We start from the raw sequence: 26,086 nt of genomic DNA, 5'->3' as shown, positions 1-26,086 counted from the left end.
CCGATTGCCGGACTATGGTTGGCAGCTAGCCGCCGAGGTTCGAAGCCGATGAATGTGCAGGACGCCCCTACTCCGACTCCCTCCCAGATGGCCTTGCCGCTGACCGCCGCCGCCCTGCGCGCCGAGCCGTTCCAGGAACGCGCCGCCGATGGCTTCCCCCTTGGCGGCTTCACCTGGCGCCAGGGCGCTACGACCACCTCCCGCGCCGTGGTGATCATCAATGCCGCCACCTCGGTGCGCTGCCGGCATTACTCGCGCTTCGCCGACTACCTGTTCGCCAACGGCTTCGACGTCATCACCTACGACTACCGGGGCATCGGCGAGTCACGTCCGGCATCGATGAAGACCTTGCAGGCAAGCTGGTCGGATTGGGGCGCGCTGGACTTCGAGGCCATGCTCATGCGCGCCCAGCGTGAGTTTCCCGGCCAGCCGATCGATGTCGTTGGCCATAGCTTTGGCGGCTGCGCGGCGGGGCTGGCAAATTCCGGACACCTGATTCGCCGCCTGGTAACGGTCGGCGCGCAGTTCGCCTACTGGCGCGACTACACACCCGCCCAGCGCTGGCAGATGCTCGGCAAGTGGCATGTGCTGATGCCGCTGGTCACCCTGGTGTGCGGCTACTTCCCCGGTAAGCGCCTGGGCTGGCTGGAGGACACACCGGCCGGCGTGGTTCGCGACTGGGCCTTTTCCACCGCCCGCTACGAGCAGCGCCCCAGCGGCCGTCGACTGGCCACCAAGGGCGCAAGCCTGCCGTTCGCCGGGGTAACCGCAAACACCCTGGCCATCAGCCTCAGCGACGATCCCTACGGCACCGTGCCGGCTATCGAACGCCTGCTGGGTTACTTCAGCGGCAGCTCGAACACCCACTTGCGAATCGCCCCACAGGACATCGGCGAACAACAAGTCGGACATTTCGGCTTTTTTCGCAGCCCATACCAAGCCACACTATGGCCCATTGCATTGTCCTGGCTGCAACACGGCGAGCTGGCCCCCGATCACCCCGGACGGCGAGTACCGCGCAGTCGCTAGGCCTGTACCCTCTCGACGAAATACGGAACGACGCCCATGGCATCCGCGAACAAGCAGCAAAAACGCGCCTCCCGCGCCAAAGCCAAGGCCAAGCAAAACCGCACCCAGCGCGCAGCGCCGCAAGTGGAGCTGGACCCGAACGATGACCGCATCGACTTCGAGTCAGTCGACCTGACCGAGCTGTTCAAAAAGATGATCGACGCCGAAAAAACCAGCCAGCAGGCCATGTGCCAAGCCTTCCTCGAAGACCCGCTGCTGGAGCTGGTGTTCGAGCAGGAAGGCGAAGAAGGCGCGATGGACTTCATCCTCGCGGCCCTGATCGAATATCGCCAATGGTCCACCGAGACCGACGAAGCCGGCGCCCTGGCGTGGATCGAATCCCCGGCATTCCAGGCCGACTACGTGGCGGCCTCCGACGCTATCGCGGCCAACTCTCAACACACAGCGAACTGACATTACATGGCATCCCCGAACAAGCAGCAAAAACGCGCCAAACGCGCCAAGGCCAAAGCCAAGCAAATCCGCATGGTCGGCCGCAAGCCGCTGGCGCTGGACGACGACACCGGCCACCTGGCCGAACCGATCCCCGAATACACCCTGGCCATGTTCAGCAAGATGCATGCAGCCGAAGCCACCAGCCGCGACGAAATGCTGTTGATCCTGCTGAACGACCTCAGCGGCATCATCAATGAACGTCCAGAATTGCTGGACCTGGAAAATGCCGAGAACGAATCGATGGCTGCCACCCACCTGGCTGCCGACATGTTGATCGACTACCGCATGTGGGCCGACGGCATGGACCGCGAGACCGCCCAGGCCTGGTTGACCGAGCCACAATTCATCAGCGATTTCGGCAAGGCCCTGGACAGCTACCGTGCGTCCCTGGAAGCGCCAGAAGACAAGGCTGAATAACCAGGTCAGCAGTGATGATCGACCCGTGGCCTGGCCGCCACGGGCCGGCAAATTATTTCAAGGCATGACGCAGTTATCGCCCCGCCGCACCAAAATCCTCGTGCACAATAATTGTGCAGATCTAGACCGAATGTCCGCTCAAGCCTTCCAACCCCCGGCCAAAGCTGGCACCATCGCGCCTTTTTTTACGCTCCCCCCACGCACACATGGCATCAGGCAGATGCTCGGTTGTTGATGGCGCGACAGTCTGCTGCGTCGATGCGACACCTGCTCACCACATCCCGTGTACGCCCCGTGGGGCTGTTGGCCGCCATTCCATCGCTATGCTAGCTTGGCGCCTCGCCAGGAAGGCTGCCCAACAGCACAAGCACCAATGAACACAATGAGGACCGCACATGGCCGAGGCCACGCCCGCGCTTGAAATCCGCAACCTGCACAAACGCTACGGCCAGCTCGAGGTGCTCAAGGGCGTCTCGCTGACCGCACGCGACGGCGATGTGATCTCGATCCTGGGTTCCTCCGGCTCCGGCAAATCGACGTTCCTGCGTTGCATCAACCTGCTGGAAAACCCCAACCAGGGGCAGATCCTGGTGGCCGGCGAAGAGCTCAAGCTCAAGGCCGCGAAAAACGGCGAACTGGTGGCCGCCGATGGCAAACAGATCAATCGCCTGCGCAGCGAAATCGGTTTTGTGTTTCAAAATTTCAATCTGTGGCCGCACATGAGCGTGCTCGACAACATCATCGAGGCGCCGCGCCGGGTGCTGGGGCAGAGCAAGGCCGAGGCCACCGAAGTCGCCGAAGCCCTGCTGGCCAAGGTTGGCATCAGCGACAAGCGCCATGCCTATCCCGCACAACTGTCCGGCGGTCAGCAACAACGCGCAGCCATTGCCCGCACCCTGGCGATGCAGCCGAAAGTGATTCTGTTCGACGAGCCGACTTCCGCACTTGACCCGGAAATGGTTCAGGAAGTACTTAATGTGATCCGCGCCCTGGCCGAAGAAGGCCGCACCATGCTGCTGGTCACCCATGAAATGGGCTTTGCCCGCCAGGTTTCCAGTGAAGTGGTGTTCCTGCACCAGGGCCTGGTCGAAGAGCAAGGATCGCCACAGCAGGTGTTTGAAAACCCGCTTTCGGCGCGCTGCAAACAATTCATGTCCAGCAACCGCTAACGGAGCTACCCGCATGCAGACCTACAAGAAATTCATCCTGGCCGCGGCCGCCACTCTGGTGTTCTCGGCCAACGCCATGGCCGCGGAAAAACTGCGGATGGGTATCGAGGCGGCCTACCCGCCATTCAACAACAAGGATGCCAGCGGCCAGGTCGTCGGCTTCGACAAAGACATCGGCGACGCCCTGTGCGCCAAGATGAAGGTCGAGTGCGAAGTCGTCACGTCCGACTGGGACGGCATCATCCCGGCCCTCAACGCCAAGAAGTTCGACTTCCTGGTGTCCTCGCTGTCGATCACCGACGAACGCAAGCAGGCGGTTGATTTCACCGACCCCTACTACTCGAACAAACTGCAATTCATCGCGCCGAAAAACGTCGATTTCAAGACCGACAAGGACTCCCTCAAGGGCAAGGCCATCGGCACCCAGCGCGCCACCCTGGCTGGCACCTGGCTGGAAGACACCTACGGTGACGAGATCAAGGTCAGCCTGTACGACACCCAGGAAAACGCCTACCTGGACCTGACTTCCGGTCGCGTTGACGCGATCCTGGCCGACAAGTACGCCAACTACGACTGGCTGAAAAGCGACGCTGGCAAGAACTACGAGTTCAAGGGCGACCCTGTAATGGAAAGCGACAAGATCGGCATCGCCGTGCGCAAGGGTGACGACGAACTGCGCAACAAGCTCAACAGCGCGCTGAAAGAAATCGTCGCTGATGGCACCTACAAGAAGATCAACGACAAGTACTTCCCGTTCAGCATCTACTGATCCTGACGTGCCTGACCGGCGCAGCCCCTGGCTGCGCCGGTCTTTTGCAAAGCCTGCTGCAACCTGAATAGACCTCCATGATTATCGATCTCCAAGGATTCGGCCCGGCGCTCGCCGCTGGCGCGCTGATGACCGTCAAACTGGCTCTCACGGCACTCTGCCTGGGGCTGGTGCTCGGCCTGCTCGGCGCCTTGGCCAAGACTTCTCCGTACAAGTCACTGCAGTGGCTTGGCGGCACCTACTCGACCCTGGTTCGCGGCATTCCCGAACTGCTATGGGTCCTGCTGATCTACTTCGGCACCGTCAACCTGATGCGCGCCATCGGCGAGTTCTTCGGCACCCCCGACCTGGCCCTCAACGCCTTCGCCGCCGGCGTCATCGCCCTCGGCCTGTGCTTCGGCGCCTATGCCACGGAAGTGTTCCGTGGGGCGATCCTGGCCATCCCCAAAGGCCACCGCGAAGCCGGTGTGGCCCTCGGCCTGTCGAAATGGCGAATCTTCACCAAACTGATCTTGCCGCAGATGTGGCGCATCGCCCTGCCGGGGCTGGGCAACCTGTTCATGATCCTGATGAAGGACACTGCACTGGTGTCCGTCATCGGCCTTGAAGAAATCATGCGCCACGCGCAGAACGGCGTGACCATGACCAAGCAGCCCTTCACCTTCTACATGGTCGCCGCCTTCATGTACCTGGGCCTGACCGTCATTGCCATGACCGGCATGCACCTGCTGGAAAAACGCGCCGCTCGCGGCTTTGCCCGGAGCACCCAATGAACTGGGAAGTGATCATCAAGTGGCTGCCGAAACTGGCCCAGGGCGCCACCCTGACCCTGGAGCTGGTGGCCATCGCCGTCATCCTCGGCCTGCTGCTGGCCATTCCGCTGGGCATCGCCCGCTCGTCCAAGCTCTGGTACGTGCGCGCCCTGCCCTACGCCTACATCTTCTTCTTCCGCGGCACGCCGCTGCTGGTGCAGTTGTTCCTGGTCTACTACGGCCTGGCGCAGTTCGATGCAGTGCGCAACAGCGCGATGTGGCCGTACCTGCGCGATCCGTTCTGGTGCGCCACCGCCACCATGACCCTGCACACCGCCGCCTACATCGCCGAGATCCTGCGTGGCGCGATCCAGGCCATCCCGCCGGGTGAAATCGAAGCCGCCCGGGCGCTCGGCATGTCACGACCGAAGGCGCTGTTCTACATCATCCTGCCGCGTGCCGCGCGGATCGGCCTGCCGGCCTACAGCAACGAAGTGATCCTGATGCTCAAGGCCAGCGCCCTGGCCAGCACCGTGACCTTGCTGGAACTGACCGGCATGGCCCGCACCATCATTGCCCGGACCTACCTGCCGGTGGAGATCTTCTTCGCCGCCGGGATGTTCTACCTGCTGATGGCCTACATCCTGGTGCGCGGCTTCAAGCTGCTGGAGCGCTGGTTGCGCGTCGATGCCTGCCAGGGACGCTGACACTCCGGTGCTGACGGGCGAGCACCTGCTCGCCCGCTTCAACGCCCTCGACACCTTCCTTTGCGAGCACCAGGCACTCTGGCGCCCGCGTCCGTTTACCCAGCGCCAACTGCCCTGGGAAACTGCGCACCCTGGGCTGGCCGCCTGGCTGCGCCAACGCACGCTGGAAGACGCAGAAAACAGTCACAACCACCCTGAACAACTCGATGCACCGGCGCCCTTTCCAGCATTGGCGGCCGAAGCCACGACTCTTGGCGCCGTCGGTGAACTTCCGATTCAAGCCATCACGCCCGCCGCTCATCGCCTGAACGTCGACGTGCCGGGGCGCAAGTGGCAGCAAATCGAAGCCTTCGCCGCCTGCCTGCGATTCACCGACACCCCCCGACACTGGCTCGACTGGTGTTCCGGCAAGGGTCATCTGGGCCGCCGCCTGCTGCAAGCCGATCAGCAACTGACCTGCCTGGAATACGACCCAGCGCTGGTCAGTAGCGGCCAGGCACTGAGCCAGCACCATCATCTGCCGGCCTTGCACCGCCAGCAGGACGTGCTGGCAGACGATGCCGCCCAGCACCTGGGCGCCGACCTGACCCCGGTCGCTCTGCACGCCTGCGGCGACCTGCATGTGCGCCTGCTGCAATTGGCCAGCGCTGCCGGCTGCCGACAATTGGCGGTCGCTCCCTGCTGCTATAACCGCATTCATGCCAGCCACTATCAGGCGCTGTCCGTTGCCGGGCAGAACTCCACATTGCGCCTGTCACTCGATGATCTGGCCCTGCCCCTCAGCGAAACCGTGACGGCCGGCGCCCGGGTCCGCCGCCAGCGCGACAGCTCCATGGCCCGGCGCCTGGGATTCGACCTGCTGCAACGGCAACTGCGCGGCCGTGACGACTACCTGCCAACCCCGTCGCTGCCCAGCGCCTGGCTGGAAAAACCATTCGCCGACTACTGCCGCGACCTGGCCGCACTGAAAAACTTATCCACAGTCGGCGCGCAGGACTGGCCGGCACTGGAGGCCGCGGGCTGGCAACGTTTGGCCGAGGTGCGCAACCTCGAACTGCTGCGCGGGTTGTTTCGCCGCCCCCTCGAACTCTGGCTACTGCTCGACCGGGCTTTATTCCTTGAATCCCAAGGCTACGTCGTTCGTCTCGGCACCTTCTGCCAAGCCACCCTGACGCCGCGCAATTTGCTGTTACTGGCGGAACGTCACTGAGCCCATCCAGCCTGTGGATAACTCTGTTGATGAATTTGCCAAAAACCCTTGGATCCAAGGGTCATGTAACAAAAATGCAACTGTATAATTTTTGTTCAAACGAAAAAACAAACCGAATAACAGCCAGTTGCGCATTGATGAGAATCAAGGCTGGAACACTTGAGGCGCAGCGCTGAAACAACTGCCGATTGTGCATAAGCGTTAAAACCAAAGGACATAAACGCCGAATTCCGGACCTCACGCACCAACATTTGCGCCGGTCGAAAGCTGTTGCTATACAAAGCGCTCGGGCGCCAAGCGTGTGCCCTGTGACCGACAGGAACCGCCCGTGACGTTCATTTCCTACGCACAGAATTTCGAAGACATTCGCCTATGGCGCGTACTCAAATACTTCGAAAACGGTTTTTACATTGACGTTGGCGCCAACGACCCCAGCGCCGATTCCGTGACCAAAGCGTTCTACGAGCGCGGCTGGAACGGTATCAACATTGAGCCGGTGCAGGCCTATCACGACGCCCTGTGCGCAGAGCGGCCCCGGGACATCAACCTGCAATGCGTGGCCGGCGAAAACGCGGCCGATGTGACCTTCTACGCCATCGCCGACACCGGCCTGTCCACCGTCGAACCTGCTGTCGCCCAGCAACATCAGGATGCCGGCATGGACGTACGCAGCCACACCGTCACCTCGCGCACCCTGACCTCGATCTGCGAAGAACACGTCAAGGGCCCGATCCACTTCCTCAAGATCGACGTCGAAGGCCACGAAGAAACCGTCCTGCGCGGCATGGACTTCAGCCGCTGGCGCCCATTGATCATCCTGATCGAAACCCCGTGGTCCCGCGACCAGACCTGGGAACACCTGCTGACCGACGCCGGCTATCAACCCGTCCTGTTCGACGGCCTCAACACGTTCTACCTGGCCGAAGAACACCTGCAGTTCAAAGGCGCTTTCGAACTCGCCCCGTGCAACCTCGACGAGTTCCAGTTCTGCTACGGCCACAAATTCAGCCACCCTATCGCCGACCTGGAAAACGCCCTGCACACCCAACGCCAACGCGCCGAAACTGCCGAAGCCGAACTCCACGCCCTGCGCAACAGCCGCACCTGGCGCACCCTGGAAAAGCTCAAGAAAGTCCTGCACCGGGCCTGACCCAAAGCCCCACGCAAAAATAGTCAGAATTCAGGGGTTTACAGACGCCAAGCAATCGCTATAATCGTCGCCCAACACGCCGGTATAGCTCAGTTGGTAGAGCAACTGACTTGTAATCAGTAGGTCCCGGGTTCGACTCCTGGTGCCGGCACCATACAAAACAAAGCCCTCGTAGAAATACGAGGGCTTTGTTGTTTCTGGAATGCCTTCCTTCAGAACTGCACCCTGGCCCCTGTAGGAGCGAGCCTGCTCGCGAAGAGGCCATCAACTCCAGCGAAGATCCACCCCCAAGCCAACCAGCTCAACCAAACAGCATCTTTTGCCAATGATCCTCCCCCACAATGGCAATCGAAGCCCCCGCCTCCCGTAACTCCACTGCCTTCATGATCTTCGTTCCATAAGTACTGTGGCGCCACTGCTCGTTACCGACGCTACCGACCACCAGGTAATGCACCTTCTTACTCACACCGCCCCCAATCAAGCCACCACGCTCCTCAACCAGCGCCTGACAATCCTTGCGCGGCCCAAAGGCCATGACCCCGGTGAATACAAACACCCGGCCGTCCCATACCAAATCAGGGATCGGCGAATTGAAAGGAAGGTCTGTCGGCGCAACGACGACAGCGCCATCTACTGTCGGTCGCTCAATGCTCAATCCAGAAAAGCCCCGCAGGATATTAAGCAGCTCCTGAGACTCGTCCATGTCCAGAGCGTTGTCCTGAAGCATGCTGGCCAAACGCGAATACAGCAGATTGATCACCGGATCGTTCAGATGCGCGAGATTGTTTTCCAACCATTGCTTTAGAAAAACCGCTTCCGTGATGTTCACAACACCGTCAGCCGTTATACCTGCGGCCAGCCCGACCAACGCATCGGCTGCGCGTCGATCGATTCGGGAGCGGTGGAAGAATTTACTGTTTTCGAATTCGAGGTGTAAGTCCATTACGGGGATTCCTTAAAGTGAGTCTTGCCTTGATACCGAAGCATTAGCGGATAAACGCTGGGATTAAAGCTAGCACCGATCGTCACCTATAAAGGCCGCGCACTTACCCATCTGACGGTGATGCTATCGCTGCATGTATTTGTACGATCCAGCGAACTGCGTTTCGCCCGCTGGAGCGAGTTCGACCTTAAGCGCGGCACCTGGGAGATACCTGATACTCGTCCAGCGTTGGACGGAGTACCCCTTTCAACAAGGGGGACTAAGATGGCCGGGAACATCCACTTTGTACCCTTATCGCCGCAAGCCGTGGCCCTGCTTGAACAGATCCATGCCCTCACCGGCAAATTCGACCTAGTGTTTGCAGGCGATGCCAAGCCTTGGAAGCCCATATCTGAAAACACAGTGAACAGCGCGCTTAGGAAAATGGGAAACGACACCAAAACCGATATCTGCGGGCAGGGGTTTCGTTCAATGGCCTGCAGCGCACTGATCGAGTCAGGATTGTGGTCGGAGACAGCTATTGAGCGGCAGATGAGCCACAAGGAGCGCAACAACGTCCGCGCCGCTTACATCCACAAGGCCGAGTTCATCGAGGAGCGCAGGCTGATCATGAACTGGTGGAGCCGGTACCTGGAGGCCAACCGGCAGGAGCATGTCACTCCACACGAATTCGCGAACCAGACAGGAGCGAACGTCACTCGCCTAAAAGCAAAACGTGGCGCAACTGAGTAAGCGCTCGGCCTTAATATCTCAGTGAACCGCTTGTCCACGCGGGTCCATCCAAACAGGGCTGCAAAGCCGCCCTGCTTGGATGGACCTCACTTAAAAAATCTAAAGCCCACACAAGTGTCTGTGGAAAACCACTGATTTCCACCGGTGGATAATTTCATCCACAGCCGCAGAACTCCCGAAAATTGGAGTCTTGACCCGAATTACCCACAGGCGTAGAAAAGATCGGGCAAAGCGCTGTCGTCGACAGCAACCTAGGTAGCCAGAACCTTTAAGGCTACGCCACACCGTGGTGGTTCTCCCAAAGTGCGATGAGCGTCCGGTGGCTCGCACGGTCACAGCGATGTGATGGATGCCTACTTTTACCAGTGTGCCCACTGCGGCAACTCATCCCCTTTCATAGTTGCCCTGCAGCAACCTATCCACTTGGCCATTCCCGTGCGCCAACCTGCGCCCGTCTCTTTCTCCCGGAAAGAGACGGGCGCTCCTACCGCTGCTGCAGCCCAACTCGTACAAGGCTTTGCGGCATTCCCCCTCGTGACAATCGGCGTGACAAACACCGAAGTCACCAGCAACAGCGATGCAGATGATGGTGCCGCAGCCCACGGAATGGACTGCACCTGACTGACAGTCAGGCACGCCCCGGTCATCGCATCACTGCCTTTACCCGACTCAGGATCTCGCGGCATTGGTCTCGTCAGCCAGCGCAGCCCCCACCCGCCCACTTCTTTGGAAGTGCTCAGGAGGCCAGATCATGAGATGCCCAAGCTCCCGGTCGTAAAGAGCCGCCAGTCCCGCGTTAGTGGACACCCCTCACAGGTCGCAGGGGCCTTGATCCCTGATAACACTCAACATTCTTGGCGGGATGACGTGGGGAAAGCTTTAACAGTTTGGTTGAGAGCGGTGTCTTATTGCCCCCTCTCACACGAAACAAAGATCGTTTCAAACTTTCGAAAATACTGATGCAGGCATGCTCGACGAATGCGGTAGATCTATTGATAATGCCGCCAGAACCAACAAGTGCAATGCATCGATCTCTGGGGGAAGCGGCATGGATGTGGTTGATTTTGTAAAGGAACGATTCGGCACTGATCACGCAACAAAACTTGTACGAATCGGCACAGGCGGCAACAGCAACAAGAAAGGATCCGATTTCGAAAATTTCTACGCCGCAAGCAAGATTTGTTTTCTCGCATCGTCCATGCCCGCCGGCCAACTGACGGACTTCCATGTTGCCTGCCAGGAGGTAGCGTTCGTTGATGATCTATGCGTAAGACAGCTCTCTGTGGGTTCCAAGACAAACTACCAGGCAAAAAATTCTGACGGTGCTCCCGCGAGCTGGGACGAGGAAATGCGCAATCGGTTCGAGATGCAGTACAGAATCGATCAGGAATTGCACCTCAGCCACGTATCTACTCAGGTTCTTCTAGTAAGCAGCGAAGAAAAAGCCGCAGCCAACGATGCCAAGATTCCTACAGAAATGAAGGCTTACTGCGCCTCAGAACATTTCCCCTACCATACATCATCGTTGAAGCTCTTGATGGGGCACCAACCCTTGCGGGAAGCCCTAAACGGCCTGTGCGGCACTCAAAGCTTGTCAAACGTTGACGCGGCCTTTAGATTGGTGCTAGGAGAGTGGTGCGCAGACAACGAAAATGGAAGAGTCGTCGCAGATGTGATGGGTCGGGCAAAAGCCAACTCCCGTCCTGATCTATTCGCCAATTTTTTGGTTGAAAAGGATCCAGCAATGATGGGGGCACTGACGCCAGTTGAGATTCCTGGATGGCTGTCGGACCTACTGGCTGCTTTTCAAATGCAGGCAGCGTCTGTAGAATGCGGCGCCTTTATCGTCAGCTACAATGGGATGCAGGCACGAGTCGCTCATGATGTTGTGGCTCCGTCACAGGATGATTTAGCAAAGCTGAAATCACCGGGTGATATCATCCTCTTTTTGATGTCAGTTGCAGCAGAAGGACTTGACGACCAACCGTCTATGGGGGAAATCCGTAAATGAGCATTGTTGAAAGGTACAGTGCCCTAGCTGAAGGAGATGCGAAGGCCGCGTTGCAACGCCTTCTGTCCTCGACGGATAACCCATCGGTTTACTCGGCTACGATGGAAGCCTTGGGTCGAATCTTAGGAACACTGCTCAATAGCAGAATTCCAAACGATCATGAGTGCTTACTCGCGTCCACAGCTGAGGATGCTGACTTTCTGACGAAAGGCATATATGACTGTTTGAAGGAAAGCCACTCGATCAAAGCAGCCGTTTTCTGGAACAACCATTACTCGGTCCCAGGTGGCAGTGTTGCTCCCGTGGTGCATAAATTTCTTGAGCCCGGTTATGAAGCAGCCAACGTATTGGTAATTGCCAAATCAGTTATCTCTGGAAGCTGCGTAGTCAGAACAAACATTCTTGAGCTGATCGAACATATTGACCCGGTTAAGATTTTTATTGTATCTCCAGTAATGCATTCAAAATCAGAAGCTGCGCTACGTGATGAATTCCCGTCCGAGATCGCTGACAAATTTGAATTTTTAGTGCTAGCTGTGGATCAAGAAAAATCTAAGACTGGAGAAGTATTGCCGGGAATCGGTGGTGAAATTTATCCATTGCTTGGACTTAAAGATCAGCCCGCGCGGATAAGCTATATGCCTAACTTGGTCAGACAGCTTGCCGCACTGTAACTAAAAGGCCCTACAACGTAGGGCCTTTTTTGTTGGGACCATTAGCTTCCGTCACATGAAGCAAATAAGCATATCTCCAGCCGGCGACTCGCCGACATCAGCTAATGCCAGTACAGACCAAAAATCATTGTTCGCCTAGAATATCTATAGCCGGTAGCGGCGAGGGCCTCTGCGAATATATTCAACAGCGACTGGGTCGAGCCCCTAGCGTTGAACTTTAGCTATGAATCACATCATAAGCCTTAGCACCATACGGGGAGTTGAAGATCGCGCGGCTTGAACAGGACTGGTGAATCAGCAAAGCCGACGATAGCTTCAGAAGCCTCGATAGTCAGAATTTTTGAAACCGATCTCGGATCGGGTTCGATTCCATTGAACGCCATAACTAGCTGATCCATTTGTAGTTACTAATTGGGGGACGCCGAGTTTTCCAACGAACTCCAGACGCCCGAAAAACCTAGCCCCGCCGAAACATACCGTTCGTCTGGTGCCGGCACCATACAAGGTTCCAGAGAAGGCTTTCAAAATCTCTGGCCCCCCCGAAAAACCCGCCTTCTGGCGGGTTTTTTCGTTTTTGGGCTTGTCGGATTCCGCCAAAATTCTATGGATACCATCCGTTTTTAAGGATAAAGCCAGGGGTAAGGTCATTCGATAACGGGAGGATGAAGATGAAGCGGATCATTGATTGAATCCACCTGTCTATCTGCTAACCGACAGATCGCCAGCCTCAGTTCGAGCCCGAGAAGCGCCGTCCACAATAGACTGCTCCCAACGCCCTCAAACCTTCTCCAAAGCAGCTTCCTTCAACGGCTCCAACCTAACCCCCACCACACTCCCCAACACTATCACTCCCCCCACAACCACCATCATCGAAGACCGCTCCGCCAGCACCACCGAAGCCAGCCCCATAGCCGTCGGCGGTATCAAGTACAGCGCCATCGACGCCCGGCTGACCACGCTGTGTTTGAGCACGTAGGCCCAGGCCAGGTACGCCAGGGCGCTGGGGAAGATGCCGAGGGTGAGGACGGCGAGGTTAACCGGGATGGGGGTATTTTGCGCCTGGTGCCACAGGCCTGGCGCGTAGACCAGCAGCAACGCGGTGCCGGACCAGATGGTGTAGCAGACCATGGTCAGTGGGTCGTAGCGGTGGCAGTGGTGTTTCTGCAGGGCGAAGTACAGGCTCCATGACAGCGCGGCCAGCAGGATCAGCAGGCCGTGGGCGTCCAGTTGGCCGATGCCTCGATCGCCACTGATGACCACTGCGGCGCCGAACAGGCCGCAGAGCAGGCAGAGCCATTGCCAGGTGTTGACCCGATCCTTGAACACGAAGTGCGCCAGCAGTGTGCTGAACAGCGGTGTCGATTGCGCCAGGACACTGGCGGCGCCGGCGCTGACGTTACGTTGGCCGAAGTTGAGCGCAATGTGGTGCAGGCTGACGGCGAAGAAACCGAGCAGCATCAGCAGTGGTAGATCCTTCAAGCGCGGCAGGGAAATACCCATCACGGCGGCAACAACTGCCATGAATACCGAGGCGATGATGAATCGCATCAAAGCCAACTGGCCCGGCTCGTAGCCTTGCAATCCGATGCGGATGCCGATCGGCGAATAGGCCCAGCACAGGATGACAAAGACCGTTGCCATGCTGATTTTCAGACCGGGTTTGATGGTGAACAAACTGCACTGCATGACAACTCCCCTGATATGTAAAACCCACAGGAAGTATCAAAACCCTCATGCATCACTACAAGTGACTTAAACTGCTACGAGAATTCACTTTGGGTGATCGATGGAACTGTCCCAACTGCGCATGTTCAAGACGGTGGCCGATATCGGCAGCATTGCTCGCGCCGCCGAGTTGCTGCACTGCGTGCCGTCGAATGTCACGGCACGCATCAAGTCTCTCGAGCGCGAACTCGGCACCGCGTTGTTTTTCCGTGATGGCCGAGGGCTGCGGATTACGCCCGCTGGAGAGGTATTCCTTGATTACGCTTCGCGCATTCTCAATCTGGCGGTGGAAGCGCAGCGTGCTGTATCCCCGACCCACGAGCCGAGCGGTCCGCTGCGCATTGGCGCGATTGAGTCCAGTGCATCAGGGCGCCTGCCGCCCTTGCTGGCCAAATACCACGCGCTCTATCCGAAGGTGTCGCTGGAGCTGAGTACCGGCACCTGGTCGCAGTTGCTCGACGATGTTCAGCATCACCGGCTGGATGGCGCGATAGTGGCTGTCGACGTGGAGCGCCCCGGGCTCAAGCGCACGCTGATGTATCGCGAGGACTTGATCCTGATCGCCGCCCAATCCCATGGACCTTTGCAAACCGCCGCGGATCTGCATGGCAAGGACCTGTTCATGTGGCCCCCGGGTTGCCCCTACCGCCTGGCGCTGGAGCAGTGGTTGTTGCGCCATGAGCTGACGCAGAAGATCGTCAGCATCGCCAGCTACGGGACCATCGTCGGCTGCGTCAGCGCCGGGGCCGGCGTGGCCCTGGTACCACGTGGGATCTACGAGCAGTACCGCGACAACGCAGGTTGGCTGGGCTACGAGTTCGACGACCTGACATGCATCGACAACCTGTTCTATTCCCATGCACACGCGGCACGCCATCCGGCGCGGGAGGCCTTTGTGGCATTGCTGCAGGCTGAGTTCGAAACGCCCTGATGAGTCAACAACTGAGGATTGGCGGCACTCACCGAGGGTAGCGCCGCCCCTTGCATAAAATCCCTGCTATCACGACAATGCGAGCGATTACCATTTACGCATTGGTGGCTCCCCCATGTCGGCGCTCGATCATTCAGCCCTGCAGCAGTTGTACAGCGACCACAACAGTTGGCTCAAAGGCTGGTTGCGCGTGCGCTTGGGAAATGCGGCGGATGCTTCGGATCTGGCCCAGGACACCTTTATTCGGGTCATGACCGCGCGCAATGCCGCGCCGATCCGCGAGCCACGGGGTTACCTGAGTGCGATTGCGCGCTCGCTGTTGATCGACAGATCGCGCCGCCGCACCATCGAACAAGCCTATCTGTACGCGTTGGCACAACGGCCCGAGCCGGTGGAGGTGTCACCGGAAGTCAGGCTGTCGATCATCGAGATGCTGGTGATGATCGATAGCCTGCTCGATGAATTAGGCAGCAGGACCCGGGAGATTTTCCTCGCCGTCCAGCTCGAAGGCTTGAGCTATGTGGCTGCCGCCGAGCGTTTCGGGGTGTCGGTCACCACCGTGAAGAATCATTTGATCCGCGCCATGACCCGCTGCCTGCTGCTGGTCGAGCCCTGATGCCCGCCGCCCCGGATTTCAAGACCCTGGAAGCCGCCGCCAGTTGGTATGTGCAACTCAACGATGGCACGTCCAACGAGGCTCGCACCCTGGCCTGGCAGACCTGGCTGCACGCGAGCCCGGCACACGCGGCGGCCTGGGCAAGGGTCGAGGCGCTGCAACGTCAGTTCGCCCGGGTGCCTCGCCAGGCCGCCCTGTCCAGCCTGGGCGCCGCGCAGGCGCAACGCCGCGAGGTGCTGAAAATTCTCGGCCTGTTGCTGGCCGTGGGTGGCAGTGGTTGGCTGGCCGTGGAGCAGGTGCCCTACCGCGCGATGCTCGCCGATCAACGCACCGGCAGGCGGGAGCGGCGCTCGATGCACCTGGAAGACGGCTCGCAACTGCAACTGAATGTCGACACCGCGTTGGATATTCGCTTCGACGCCACCCAGCGGCTGATTCAGTTGCAGCAGGGCGAAATTCTGCTGCAGACCGCCAAGGATCCCGCTCAGCGCCCTTTCATCGTGCAAACCGCCGAAGGCAGCGTACGAGCGCTTGGCACCCGATTCAGCGTCAGACAACTGCCCGGGCACACCAGGGTCGGTGTGCTGCAGGATGCCGTTGAGGTCTGCCCGAGTCGACAGGTCGAGCAGCGTTTGCGCCTTGGAGCCGGGCAGCAGGTCGATTTCGATCGCGACGCAGTGGCGAGGATTCAACCCCTACCCTCCGGCTCGACGGCTTGGGTTAAGGGCATGCTGAGCGTGAACGACTGGCGCCTGGGCGACTTTGCCGAGGAACTGGAACGTTATCGCCCGGGCGTACTGCGCTGTGCCGCGGCGGTCCGAGACTTGCGCATTTCCGGGACGTTTCGCCTCGATGACACCGAAACGGTGCTGGAGAACCTGAGTAAATCCCTGCCGGTGAAGGTGAATTATCTGACCCGCTTCTGGGCCAGTATCGAACCGGCATGAGCCCATTTGCAGTTTTTTCAGCGGCAACCTTGCTGATTTCTATTCTCATCCGTCAATGACACAAGCCGCGATCACAGCGACTTTCTGCCAGCACAACGGAAGGATCACCTAATGCCCCCGCTTTCCCTCAACGCCAGGATTTCGATGACGCGCGCCGTGCGTCTGGCAATCGTTGGCCTGACCCTGGCCAGCCTGACAGGCCTGGCGCTCGTACCCAGCCCTGCCTTGGCGCAAAACCAGACCGCGTACCAGATCGCCGCCGGTCCGCTGGGCAGTGCATTGACGCAGTTCGCGCTACAGGCGGGGGTCACGCTGTCGTTCGACACCGAGCAGGCCCGCCACCTGAACACCGACGGGCTCAGCGGCTCGTATGACACCGAAGAGGGCCTGGCGCGCTTGCTGGCCCACAGCGGGCTGCACGCCGAACGCCAGAGCAATGGCGGTTACGTGCTGGTGGCGAACAACAGCCAGGCCGCGCTGGAGCTGGGGTCCACCGAGGTCGTCGCCAACCAGTTAGGGACCGTCACCGAAGGCACCGGCTCTTACACCCCGGGCACCATCGCCACCGCGACGCGCCTGGTGCTGACGCCACGGGAAACCCCGCAATCGATTTCCGTAGTGACCCGCCAGGTCATGGATGACTTCAGTCTCACCGCCATCGATGACGTGATGCGCCATACGCCGGGCATCACCGTGTCGACCTACGACACGGAACGGACCAACTACTATTCCCGTGGTTTTTCCATCGTCAACTTTCAGTACGATGGCATCCCGACTCTTCGCGACGCCCAGTACTCGGCCGGCCAGACCCTGACCGACATGGCCCTGTACGACCGCGTCGAAGTGCTCAAGGGCGCCACCGGCCTGCTCACCGGCGCCGGCGGCCCGGGTGGCACCATCAACCTGATTCGCAAGAAACCGACGTCCGACTTTCACGGCAGTCTCGAACTGGGTGCCGGCTCCTGGGATAACTACCGCACGCAAGTTGATGTCAGCGGCCCGCTGACCGAAACCGGCAACGTACGCGGCCGGGCCGTGGCGGCCTATCAGGATAAGAAGTCGTTCCTTGATCACTACTCGCGCAAGACCGACGTCTACTACGGCATTCTTGAAGTCGACCTGACGCCCGAGACCCTGCTGACCCTCGGTGCCGACTATCAGGACAGCGATCCACAAGGTTCCAGCTGGACCGGTACCCGCACTATCTTCGACCCGGCCGGCAACAAACTGGATCTGCCCCGCGCCTTCAACAATGGGCCGAAATGGAGCAGTTGGGAGCAATACAGCCGCACCCTGTTCACGACGCTGGAGCACAGCTTTGACAACGGCTGGGTCACCAAGGGCCAGTACAACCATCAGATCAACGGCTACGACGCGCCCTTGGGTTTCATCTCCCAGGACAGCATGACCGCCAGTTCGATCTTCGCCCGCAAATACACGGGCGAGACCACCAGCGACAGCCTGGACGTCTACGCGTCCGGCCCGTTCGAGTGGCTGGGCCGGGAGCATGAAATGGTGGTCGGCCAGTCGTTGTCGATTTCCAAGTGGAAAGCCAAGGACTACTCCAACGCCACCTACTTCGACAATTCCTACGACTTCTACCAATGGCACGGCGAAGCCATTGAACCCCTGTGGAATCAGCCGACCAGAATCAGTAACGAGACCACTCGCCAGACCGGTACTTACATCACCGGTCGCTTCAGCCTGATGGATGAACTGCACCTGATGCTCGGCTCGCGAATCGCCAACTACCAAGTCACCGGTACCAGCGACACCCAGGAAAGCGGCAAGGTGGTGCCCTATGCCGGCCTGACGTACGACCTCAACGACAACTTCACGGCCTACACCAGTTACACCGAAATCTTCCAGCCGCAAACCCAATACCGCGACCGCACCAACAAGATGCTCGAACCCAACGAAGGCAAGAACTACGAAGTGGGCATCAAGGGTGAGTTCTTCGATGGCCGCCTTAACTCCAGCCTCGCCTATTTCGAAGTGCACGAAGAAAACCGTCCGATCGCCGACACCGTTTTCAACTCAACCCCCGGCGCGGATTACTCCTACATCGGCACCCGGACCAAGACCAAGGGCTACGAGGCGGAAGTTTCCGGAGAGCTCAGCCCGGGCTGGCAATTGCAGGCCGGCTACACCCACAAAATCAGCCGCAATGCTGACGATGACAAAGTCGCCACCTGGGAGCCGGAAGACCAGTTGAGCTTCTATACCAGCTACAAGCTCAAGGGCAATCTGGACAAACTCACCGTCGGCGGTGGCGCACGCTGGCAGAGTGCGGGCTGGCAAACCGTGTACAACGCCGGCAAACGCGACTACGAGAAATTCACCCAGGACCCTTACTGGCTGGTGGATTTGATGGCACGTTACCAACTCACGGAAAACCTGTCGGCGACCCTCAACGTCAACAACCTGTTCGACAAGGTCTACTTCACCAATATCGGCTTCTATGACTCGGCCTACTACGGCGACCCGCGCAACGTGATGGTCACCACCCGCTGGGACTTCTGACGGCCCTGCCGGAGCCGCAGTGAATCACTCACTGCGGCTCCGTTCTTCTCCCCTTGATGGCCAATACGAGCTGTCAAAAGTCACATTTACCGTTTTTCCGCATATCACATTGCCACTATTCTGCCATTTGGCACTATCATGTGCCCATCACCCTCGATCGAATTGCTGACGCGATGTTGTGCTAGATTTGCTGCCTTCTGAGCAGTCGCTGCAAACATGGACGTCCCGGCCTTTTATGGCTGGCACTTATACGGATATTTCCTTTCATGGGCTTTTGCCTGGGTCATGACATCACTCGTCCGTCCAGAGTCCGGCGTAATGCACGCAGTTCGGGCTTTTGCTCGCCTGCGATTTGCCGTGGGCGGGTTTTGGGCATTGGAAATTCAACGGCTGGGCTGGCAAGCATCCCCGTCTGATGGCGGGTTAAGGAATGGGGAAAAGGACATTGGCATGCGTGTGAAAACAATAGTGAAGCCGACGGCACTTGCCGTGGCCGTGGCGATGGGCCTGGGGGGTTGCGCGCAGGTCGACGGCTACCTGGGCCAGTCTTCCGGGACCAGCGCCTGTCTGGCCGGCGGTGCAGTGGGAGCGGTGCTGGGCGTGGCCGTCGTGGCGCTGACCAAAGGTGACGGCAAGGCCATGGTTGCGGGCGCGACCGTGGGTGCCGGTGCTGGTTGCGGCGTGGCCCTGCTGTATCAGGATCGAGTGAAGAAGCTGCAGGCCGTGGCCAAGCAGGAAGGCCTGGTGATGCAGGTCAACGAGATCAAGGCCAACGTCGCCGCGACCCCGAGCGCCGCGCCGAGCGTGCAGCCAGTGGGTGTGGAAGCCCAGGTGCAATCCTCCGAGATGTTTGCGGTGGGCTCGGCGCAATTGACCCCGGCAGGTCGTCGGCAACTGACGCTGCTGGCCGCCGCGCTCACCGACAAGCAACCGGCCAAGGGCCAGGTGGCGAAAAAGGTCCTGGTGGTCGGTCATACCGATGCCACCGGCGCCGCAGAATTCAACCAGCAACTCTCGGAACAGCGCGCCCGTGCTGTAGGCGGAATCCTCGCCGATGCCGGCATCCCGCGTCAGGACATCTACTACCAGGGCGCCGGCGCTTCCCGCCCACTGGCCGATAACACCTCCGAACAGGGACGCGCAGCGAACCGTCGAGTGGAGTTTGTCGAAGTCGAGAACGAGCAGTTGCTGGTCGAGCGCGTGCGCAGCGAACGCAGCAACGCCAAGTACCTCGCCCACGGCACTGCACCGGCTGCGGCGACCAAGCCTGCTGCCGCCAAACCGGTAAGCAAACCTGCGGCGGTGGCCAGCAAGCCCGCCAGCAAAACTCCGGCCCCTGAAGTGCCAGCACCGGTAGTGGTCGACAGCTCGCCGACCGTGCCGTTGAGCGGCAAGGGCGGTGTCGATTTCGGCGGCCACGCGGTCACCGATACCCGTTCGCTGCTGGCCATGGGCATCACCCCGAAAAGCTCGCCCTTCGCCCTGATTGCCAGTGCCAACGCAGCGGCACCGCTCAGCTCCTGCGTCGCCGACCTGCCGCGCATCGAGGGCCAGGTGAAGAGCCTGGCGGACGACAAGCCGCTGCAGGAATTTGCCACCAACGAGTTCTTCCCCGGCCTCAACGGCAAGCCGTGGGCCACTGCGGTCAACGGCCATTCGGTGGCGGTTGGTCCGGTCGCAGTGCTGCGTGACGGGGCCAAGGTGGCCCAGGCGCCGAAGCTGCAATTCATCACCGACTACGCCAGCGCTCAGAAAAAACAGAGCCCGGGCTACGCCTCGGTCGCCAACACCTACGAAGGCGAAAGCCAGATTCTGTATCGGGTGTTCGCGCTCGATCAGCAGAAGTCGCCGGTGAGTTGCATCGACATCGTCTTCGACAAACGTGCCGGCAGCGCAGTCGCCGGTGAAATCTTTTACCCGAAACAGGGTGACGCTTACGTCGCTCAGTTCACGCCCAAGCGCCGTTAAGTAGAGAGAGGCCCTCATCATGCTCGAGATTTTTCGTACGTTTTTTGCGGCGTACTGGTATGTGATCATTCCAGTCGTCTTCACCATCCTGTTGGCGATTCCGGTGATCGTCTACTGGTCGTCCTTCTGCTATTGGTGGATGAACCTGCGCATTCGCACGCCGTTTTTTGGCCGGATTCGCCATTGGGTCAAACATCCAGGCACAAAGGAAAAACCAAGCCCGGAGAACCCCAAAGCCTTGGGTTTTCTTTCCTCTGAAAGCGAGTTGTGCCATTTCTACGAGGCCTACTATCGAGATCACCAACCTTCCGAAGCCGCCTTCCATCGCAACCAGGATTACCTGGGCAAAATTCATGAGGATGGTCGCCACGAGAAAGGTCTTGGCCTGTGGAGCCTGATCATCATCCTGATGCTGATCGAGGCCACCGCCTTTGGTTTTGCCCTGGCGCCTTTCGCTCTGACTTTGGCCACGCCAAATACCGCGATGGCAGGTGCGTTCGCCATCGGCCTGGTGATCTCGATTATTGGCTTGTTCCTCTCGGAATTCGCGGGTCGGGTGATGTACAAAAACAGCGTCATCGACCACATCATGTCCTACCAAAGCCTGCGTCGCAGTGGCAGCGAAGGCGACTTCACCGGTAAAGGTGTCATTACCCTTGATAACACCAAGAGCGATGACGCGTTACCCGAGTATCAAAAGATGCTCAACCGGGTGAAAGTTGACAAGAAAGACGGCATGCCAAAGAAGAGCTTCGGTGTTCTCATCGGCTATGGCGTATTTATTATCGGGCTGGCGGCAGCAGCTTTCTGGGTTCGTACTGAAACGCTCAACGCTCAGGAAACCGACCTGATTGCCAATCCTCCTGCAATCAGCCAATCCGCTGACGACTTCCCGAGTAACGATGGCGTGCCGCTTGCGGACGACATGCAGGCACTCTCGGATAGCGCCGCAGGTAAATCGGCGCAGGACCAGATCGACGCCCTGCACCGTGCGTCCCTGGTGACCTTTGCGGTCTTGAGCGGCCTGTTTATCTTCATCCAGGCAACCTCGACTTACCTGGCATACATTTACGGCTTTGCCGGTATTCACTCGCGCAAGGCATGGGAGTTGGTCCACAAGTTTTCCAGCGCCGACGACTACATGCGCTATCACGCCAGAAAGGCCCGCAGCGTGGGCAACGATGCTCAGGCTTCTTTGGGCACCCTTCAAGGCCTGCAGATGAAAGTGTTCCGCGTCGGTGGCGATGACCTGGAAAAATTGCGCGCAGACTTGCCGAATCGCACCTTCAAGGCCTTCATTAACGAGGAAGATGACAAGGCAGCGCTCAAACGCCACAAGGAAGGCGAAGCGAACACCAAGACTAAAGCGCGCGACGTTGTCGTGAATTATCTCAATCAGATCATTGCTGATCTGAATGCTGCGATTACGACAAGCGACGAGCCGAAAATAAACCAAATCATTGCCCAGGCCATTCCACGTCTTGAGCAGATCGACGACAACGATCAAGAATTGTTTGGTTTGAAGCAGAGCTTCAACGCCCTGAAAATCTTCTACGTTGCTCCAGCCCCTGCTCCCACCGCGGTTCCGGCTCCAGCTCCGACACCGGTAGTCGCTCAGGTCGTGGCCGTCACCGTGGAGGCAGTTCCAGCCCCGGCACCCGCGCCTGCGCCTGCGCCTGCGCCCGTGGCCGCACCAGCACCAGCACCGTCGACTGGCGCCTTCGATCACAACGCCTACGGCGACCTGACCGCCTACGCTGACGACGACATGGACTACGTGGCAGGCAAGAAGGGCGTGGACGTGGCCACCATCCGTCGCGCGCGCCACTTGCAAAAGCTCGACAAGTCGGAGGCCTGATGAAGTTCAAGAGCCTGATCCTGGCTCTGGCATTGGCGCCCGCTGCCCTGGTGGCAGCGGAGCGCAATGATGTCCCGAGCTGCTACGCCCAAGCGAAGATCGAACAGTTCCGCAGCGCGCCGTCCGGGCGCATGCTGACGGTGGTGGTCGACCAGACCACGCCGCTGACCCCAGACCTGCAGAAAACCGCCTGGGGCCACATCAAGCGGTTCCTGCAACCGGGTGACAAACTACGCCTGTACTCGTTCAGCGCCTACCTCGAAGGTCACTACACTCGCCTGCAGTTTGCCGGCGAGCTGGAGAAGCCCATCGATGCCACCGTGTTGGGCGACGTACCAATGATGGCCACCCGCAAGTTCGATGCCTGCCTCAAAGGCCAGTCGACGGCGTTCTACCAACGCTTCGGCAAGGCTTTCGCCGGCACCATGGGCAAGTCCAGCTCGGACATCCCGCGCAGCGAAATCCTCTTCAGCCTGAAGTCCATCGGCGACGACATCAAGACCGCCGAAGGGGTGGACGACAACGTCATCCTGCTGATGTCCGACATGCTCGAGTACAGCGACTTCGGCAGCTTCTACACCAACAACGGGATCCGCGAGATCAACCCGGGAGTGGAACTGGCGAAGGTCGAAAAGCAGAACCTGCTGGCTGACTTTGGCGGGGCCCGGGTCTATGTGCATGGGGCGGCCTTTGTGCCCACCCAGATCAAGAACGGCTACCGCAGCGGCAAGATGATCCAGAACCTCGAAGGCTTCTGGAGCCAGTACTTCGCCAAGTCCAATGCCACACTCAAAGGCTTTGGTAACCCTGAGCTGACTAGCGCGGTGGAGTGATTGAGTCACAATCCCTGTGGCCGGCCTGCTTCCCCAGGGATTTGGACCTGTGGGAGCTAGCCTGCTAGCGATTGGGCCGGCACATTCAACATCTTTGCTGACTGACCCACCGACATCGCCAGCAGGCTGGCTCCCACAAGTCCGAGCTCACATCAGGCCGGTGAACAGTTTCAAAATCAGCACCCATAAAAAAGCCCCAACTCTCGCGAGTCGGGGCTTTTTTTCAGCCTGGAATCAGGCCGCGATCACGCACGCTGTATCAGAACACGTTGATCGGGTAGTCGACGAACACCCGCAGCTCGTTGCCGCTGACGTTGTACTCGCTGGATTTCTGCGACACGCGCAGAACCGAGCTGCGCAGCTTCACGCTCAGGTCTTTGGCGGGGCCGCTCTGGACCACGTACTTGAACTGGTTGAAGATTTCGCGCTCGGTGCCACCGGTGCTGGTGGAGGTGGTGATGTTGTCGCCACGCACGTAAGCCACGTTGTAGGTCAGGCCAGGCACGCCGAACGCGCCAAAGTCCAGGCCGTAGCCCAACTGCCAGCTGCGCTCGTCTTCAGCGTTGAAGTCGGACCAGTAGGAGTTGGCCAGATAGATGGTGTTACCACCGTCACCGACGCGACCCTGATCTTTCTGGTAGCCGCCGTAGGCGTAACCCAGGTTGCTGTCACCGGTGCTGCGCTGGTGCGCCAAGGTGAACGAGTGCGGGCCGGTGGCGTAAGTGGCGGCCAGGCTCCAGATCTTGTTGTCGTCGCCAGTGGCGCCGCTGTCACGAACGTAGGAGTCTTCCAGCTTGGTGCGGTAGCCGTTCAGGTCCAGGGTCAGGGACTGATCGGAAGCCAGCGGGAACACGTAGTTCAGGTTGATGTACTGCTTCTTCAGCACGTCTTCGACGTCGGAAGCGTACAGCGCGCCCTTGAACTGTTCGGTGAACTGGTAGCTGCCGCCCAACACGTTGATCGACTTCAGGCCACCGCTGTCACGGCCTTCCGCGCTCTTGCGCGATTCGGCAGTGAAACGACCGGCGTTCAGCTCCAGGCCTTCGATTTCTTTCGAAGTGATCAAGGTACCGGTGTAGCTTTCCGGCAGCAGACGCGAGTTGTCATAGTTCAGTACCGGCAGGGCCGGCATCTGGTCACCGTAGGTCAGTACGGTGCTCGACAGACGGAATTTAACCGCCGCGCCGCCCTTGGACAGGTCGTTGGCTGCAGCGCCGCTGTCGCCTTGTTTGAAGAAGTCGATACCACCGGCACCGCTACGACCCTTGCCGCCGTCCAGGCGCAGGGCATACAGACCGAACGCGTCCACGCCGACACCGACGGTGCCCTGAGTGAAGCCCGAGGAGAAGGTGCCGATTACACCTTGGCCCCACTCGGCCTTGTCTTCGTTACCATCCTTGTAATCGCGATTGATGTAGGCATTGCGCAGCAGCACTTTCAGGCTGCTGTCTTCAACGAAACCCTTGGACTCAGCTTGGTCATTGGCCATTGCTTGAGTCGCGCTCAACATCCCCAGAGCGATCAGACTAATACGCTTATTCAACATGTTATTTTCCTTATTACGGGTTGAGACGCGCTGTGACCGCTGGCTGAAATGGCTGCTTTTGCGCTCTTTTTTCATCCGTCAAACAAAAGGGCCCGCCCACGCGAAAGCGTGGCGGGCCCTTTTTATTGTTTTGAGGTCGTGGCTACGTGCCACAGGCGTGGGGCGGATCCTAGCCGCGCATGTAACTGTGTGTCAATTTCGTGAATCGTCTGTAATAAGTCAAAAAACGTCTAAGAAATCAGTTGCCTGGCCCGCAGCCGTGGAGGCCGCAGCTCGGATTGACTGCAGAACTCTGCGCCGCCGACTGCCCAATAGACTGTTTGAGCCAATCGGCGAACGCGTCCGGTTTGCCCAGCCAAGGACCAATATCGATCAGCGAAAACCGCCCCTCCTGCTCCAGCGCCAGGGTCGGAAAACCCTGCCCGCCAACCTGCGCCAGCAAGGCTCGGCTTTGCTTGAAATGCGCGGGCAGTTCGTTGGCCAAAACCTGCTTGAAGGTATGAGTGAAGGCCGTGGATTCGAAACCCAGCGCGGCAGCCAACTCAATTAACACCGACTCATCCGCGATCCGCCGGCCCTCGACATAGTGCGCACTTTGCAGACGACCAAGCAGTTCCAGGCCGCGCCCCGCCAGTTGCTCGGCCGCCAGCACCGCCGCCGTCGGCGGCGCGGAATCGAACAACGCCGTGTGATCGCGCAGCAAACCTTCGAAATAGGCCTCGCCAAACGGCTGGCCGGTGTACTCGGCAATCCGCCGGTCATGGGGCATGACGTAGTCGCGCAGTTGCGCCGAGACCGGCTGGCGATTGGCCCCGGTCATCATCCCGCCGCCGTGGGCGATCACCGGCAGCACCTCCTGTGCCGCCGCAATCAACGGCTTGGCGCCATAGCACCAGCCGCACAGGGGATCGAAGAGGTAATGCAGGGTCGCGGCAGACATAGACAGCTCCGAGAGGATTGAATGCCGACAGCCTATCTCTGTCACTGCCCTCGAAAAACGTCGTAAAGGCACTTAGTTTGTTGCGCCAAGCGGTCGAATTTACTCAGACACAACTGGAAACAAAGAAACATCAGCGCAACA

22 protein-coding genes, 1 tRNA gene and 1 pseudogene are annotated in these 26,086 nt (G+C 59.3%); 20 read left to right on the top strand and 4 right to left on the bottom strand.

Annotated features, from left to right (window positions below; translation table 11 throughout):
* Positions 1–48 precede the first annotated feature (48 nt).
* The 10 genes from KW062_RS02205 (at position 49) to KW062_RS02160 (ending at position 7,852) form a co-directional block, all read left to right on the top strand.
* Positions 49–1,029, top strand: coding sequence for an alpha/beta hydrolase family protein (locus KW062_RS02205; RefSeq protein ID WP_027617346.1), 981 nt, complete (start codon positions 49–51; stop codon positions 1,027–1,029).
* A gap of 36 nt (positions 1,030–1,065) precedes the next feature.
* A complete protein-coding gene (locus KW062_RS02200; RefSeq protein ID WP_027617345.1) occupies positions 1,066–1,482 on the top strand; it encodes a hypothetical protein in 417 nt (138 codons plus the stop codon).
* A gap of 6 nt (positions 1,483–1,488) precedes the next feature.
* The gene (locus tag KW062_RS02195; protein WP_027617344.1) at positions 1,489–1,941 is read left to right on the top strand and encodes a hypothetical protein; all 453 of its coding nucleotides are present in this window, start codon (positions 1,489–1,491) and stop codon (positions 1,939–1,941) included.
* 395 nt (positions 1,942–2,336) lie between these two features.
* Complete coding sequence (locus KW062_RS02190; RefSeq protein ID WP_027617343.1) at positions 2,337–3,110, top strand: ABC transporter ATP-binding protein; 774 nt, start codon at positions 2,337–2,339, stop codon at positions 3,108–3,110.
* A 13-nt stretch (positions 3,111–3,123) separates the two neighbouring features.
* Positions 3,124–3,879 carry an ABC transporter substrate-binding protein gene (locus KW062_RS02185; protein WP_027617342.1) on the top strand — a complete coding sequence of 252 codons (756 nt, stop codon included), beginning with the start codon at positions 3,124–3,126 and terminating at the stop codon, positions 3,877–3,879.
* Positions 3,880–3,956: 77 nt separating this feature from the next.
* Positions 3,957–4,652, top strand: coding sequence for an ABC transporter permease (locus KW062_RS02180; protein WP_105754084.1), 696 nt, complete (start codon positions 3,957–3,959; stop codon positions 4,650–4,652).
* Positions 4,649–5,338: an ABC transporter permease gene (locus KW062_RS02175; protein ID WP_027617340.1), complete on the top strand. Its 690-nt coding sequence runs from the start codon at positions 4,649–4,651 to the stop codon at positions 5,336–5,338. Before KW062_RS02180 ends, KW062_RS02175 begins: the two co-directional genes overlap by 4 nt.
* Positions 5,319–6,548, top strand: coding sequence for a methyltransferase (locus KW062_RS02170; protein ID WP_105754085.1), 1,230 nt, complete (start codon positions 5,319–5,321; stop codon positions 6,546–6,548). The genes KW062_RS02175 and KW062_RS02170 overlap by 20 nt, the downstream gene beginning before the upstream one ends.
* Positions 6,549–6,876: 328 nt before the next feature.
* The gene (locus KW062_RS02165; RefSeq protein WP_105754086.1) at positions 6,877–7,698 is read left to right on the top strand and encodes an FkbM family methyltransferase; all 822 of its coding nucleotides are present in this window, start codon (positions 6,877–6,879) and stop codon (positions 7,696–7,698) included.
* 78 nt (positions 7,699–7,776) lie between these two features.
* Positions 7,777–7,852 (top strand) — tRNA-Thr (locus KW062_RS02160).
* A 147-nt stretch (positions 7,853–7,999) separates the two neighbouring features.
* Here the strand turns inward: KW062_RS02160 and KW062_RS02155 are convergent.
* Positions 8,000–8,641, bottom strand: coding sequence for a BRCT domain-containing protein (locus KW062_RS02155; protein WP_105754087.1), 642 nt, complete (start codon positions 8,639–8,641; stop codon positions 8,000–8,002).
* A 78-nt stretch (positions 8,642–8,719) separates the two neighbouring features.
* On the opposite strand from KW062_RS02155, the pseudogene KW062_RS02150 reads away from it, so the two are divergent.
* The 3 genes and pseudogenes from KW062_RS02150 to KW062_RS02140 all read left to right on the top strand — a co-directional run.
* Positions 8,720–9,373, top strand: a pseudogene (locus KW062_RS02150) (tyrosine-type recombinase/integrase); the annotation flags it as partial.
* 967 nt (positions 9,374–10,340) lie between these two features.
* Complete coding sequence (locus KW062_RS02145) at positions 10,341–11,384, top strand: hypothetical protein (protein WP_146118208.1); 1,044 nt, start codon at positions 10,341–10,343, stop codon at positions 11,382–11,384.
* Positions 11,381–12,058 carry a hypothetical protein gene (locus KW062_RS02140; protein ID WP_105754090.1) on the top strand — a complete coding sequence of 226 codons (678 nt, stop codon included), beginning with the start codon at positions 11,381–11,383 and terminating at the stop codon, positions 12,056–12,058. Before KW062_RS02145 ends, KW062_RS02140 begins: the two co-directional genes overlap by 4 nt.
* 777 nt (positions 12,059–12,835) lie before the next feature.
* Here the strand turns inward: KW062_RS02140 and KW062_RS02135 are convergent.
* Positions 12,836–13,744, bottom strand: a complete 909-nt coding sequence (locus KW062_RS02135) for a DMT family transporter (protein WP_105754091.1) — start codon at positions 13,742–13,744, stop codon at positions 12,836–12,838.
* A 100-nt stretch (positions 13,745–13,844) separates the two neighbouring features.
* Here KW062_RS02135 and KW062_RS02130 point away from each other — a divergent pair, with 100 nt between their 5' ends.
* The 7 genes from KW062_RS02130 to KW062_RS02100 all read left to right on the top strand — a co-directional run bounded on the left by KW062_RS02130 (position 13,845) and on the right by KW062_RS02100 (position 23,459).
* Positions 13,845–14,714: a LysR family transcriptional regulator gene (locus KW062_RS02130; protein ID WP_105754092.1), complete on the top strand. Its 870-nt coding sequence runs from the start codon at positions 13,845–13,847 to the stop codon at positions 14,712–14,714.
* A 115-nt stretch (positions 14,715–14,829) separates the two neighbouring features.
* On the top strand, positions 14,830–15,330 hold the full coding sequence (locus tag KW062_RS02125) for a sigma-70 family RNA polymerase sigma factor (protein WP_105754093.1): 501 nt from the start codon (positions 14,830–14,832) through the stop codon (positions 15,328–15,330).
* On the top strand, positions 15,330–16,277 hold the full coding sequence (locus tag KW062_RS02120) for a FecR domain-containing protein (protein WP_105754094.1): 948 nt from the start codon (positions 15,330–15,332) through the stop codon (positions 16,275–16,277). Before KW062_RS02125 ends, KW062_RS02120 begins: the two co-directional genes overlap by 1 nt.
* Positions 16,278–16,388: 111 nt before the next feature.
* On the top strand, positions 16,389–18,800 hold the full coding sequence (locus KW062_RS02115) for a TonB-dependent siderophore receptor (protein ID WP_105754095.1): 2,412 nt from the start codon (positions 16,389–16,391) through the stop codon (positions 18,798–18,800).
* Positions 18,801–19,250: 450 nt separating this feature from the next.
* Complete coding sequence (locus KW062_RS02110; RefSeq protein ID WP_051550483.1) at positions 19,251–20,768, top strand: OmpA family protein; 1,518 nt, start codon at positions 19,251–19,253, stop codon at positions 20,766–20,768.
* Between the two features lie 19 nt (positions 20,769–20,787).
* Positions 20,788–22,626 (top strand): hypothetical protein, encoded by a 1,839-nt coding sequence (locus tag KW062_RS02105; RefSeq protein ID WP_105754096.1) that lies wholly within the window; start codon positions 20,788–20,790, stop codon positions 22,624–22,626.
* Positions 22,626–23,459, top strand: coding sequence for a hypothetical protein (locus KW062_RS02100; protein WP_256350877.1), 834 nt, complete (start codon positions 22,626–22,628; stop codon positions 23,457–23,459). The genes KW062_RS02105 and KW062_RS02100 overlap by 1 nt, the downstream gene beginning before the upstream one ends.
* Before the next feature lie 259 nt (positions 23,460–23,718).
* Here the strand turns inward: KW062_RS02100 and KW062_RS02095 are convergent, their stop codons facing one another.
* Together KW062_RS02095 and KW062_RS02090 are read right to left on the bottom strand one after the other, a co-directional pair.
* Entirely contained in the window at positions 23,719–25,005 is a 1,287-nt protein-coding gene (locus tag KW062_RS02095) for an OprD family porin (RefSeq protein WP_027617291.1), read from the bottom strand.
* A gap of 238 nt (positions 25,006–25,243) precedes the next feature.
* Complete coding sequence (locus KW062_RS02090) at positions 25,244–25,945, bottom strand: DsbA family protein (RefSeq protein WP_105754097.1); 702 nt, start codon at positions 25,943–25,945, stop codon at positions 25,244–25,246.
* Positions 25,946–26,086 lie beyond the last annotated feature (141 nt).

Source organism: Pseudomonas fluorescens (genome assembly GCF_019212185.1).
GTDB lineage: Bacteria > Pseudomonadota > Gammaproteobacteria > Pseudomonadales > Pseudomonadaceae > Aquipseudomonas.
The sequence above is the reverse complement of the archived record's forward strand: the minus strand, read 5'-3'. Positions and strand labels throughout refer to the sequence as shown.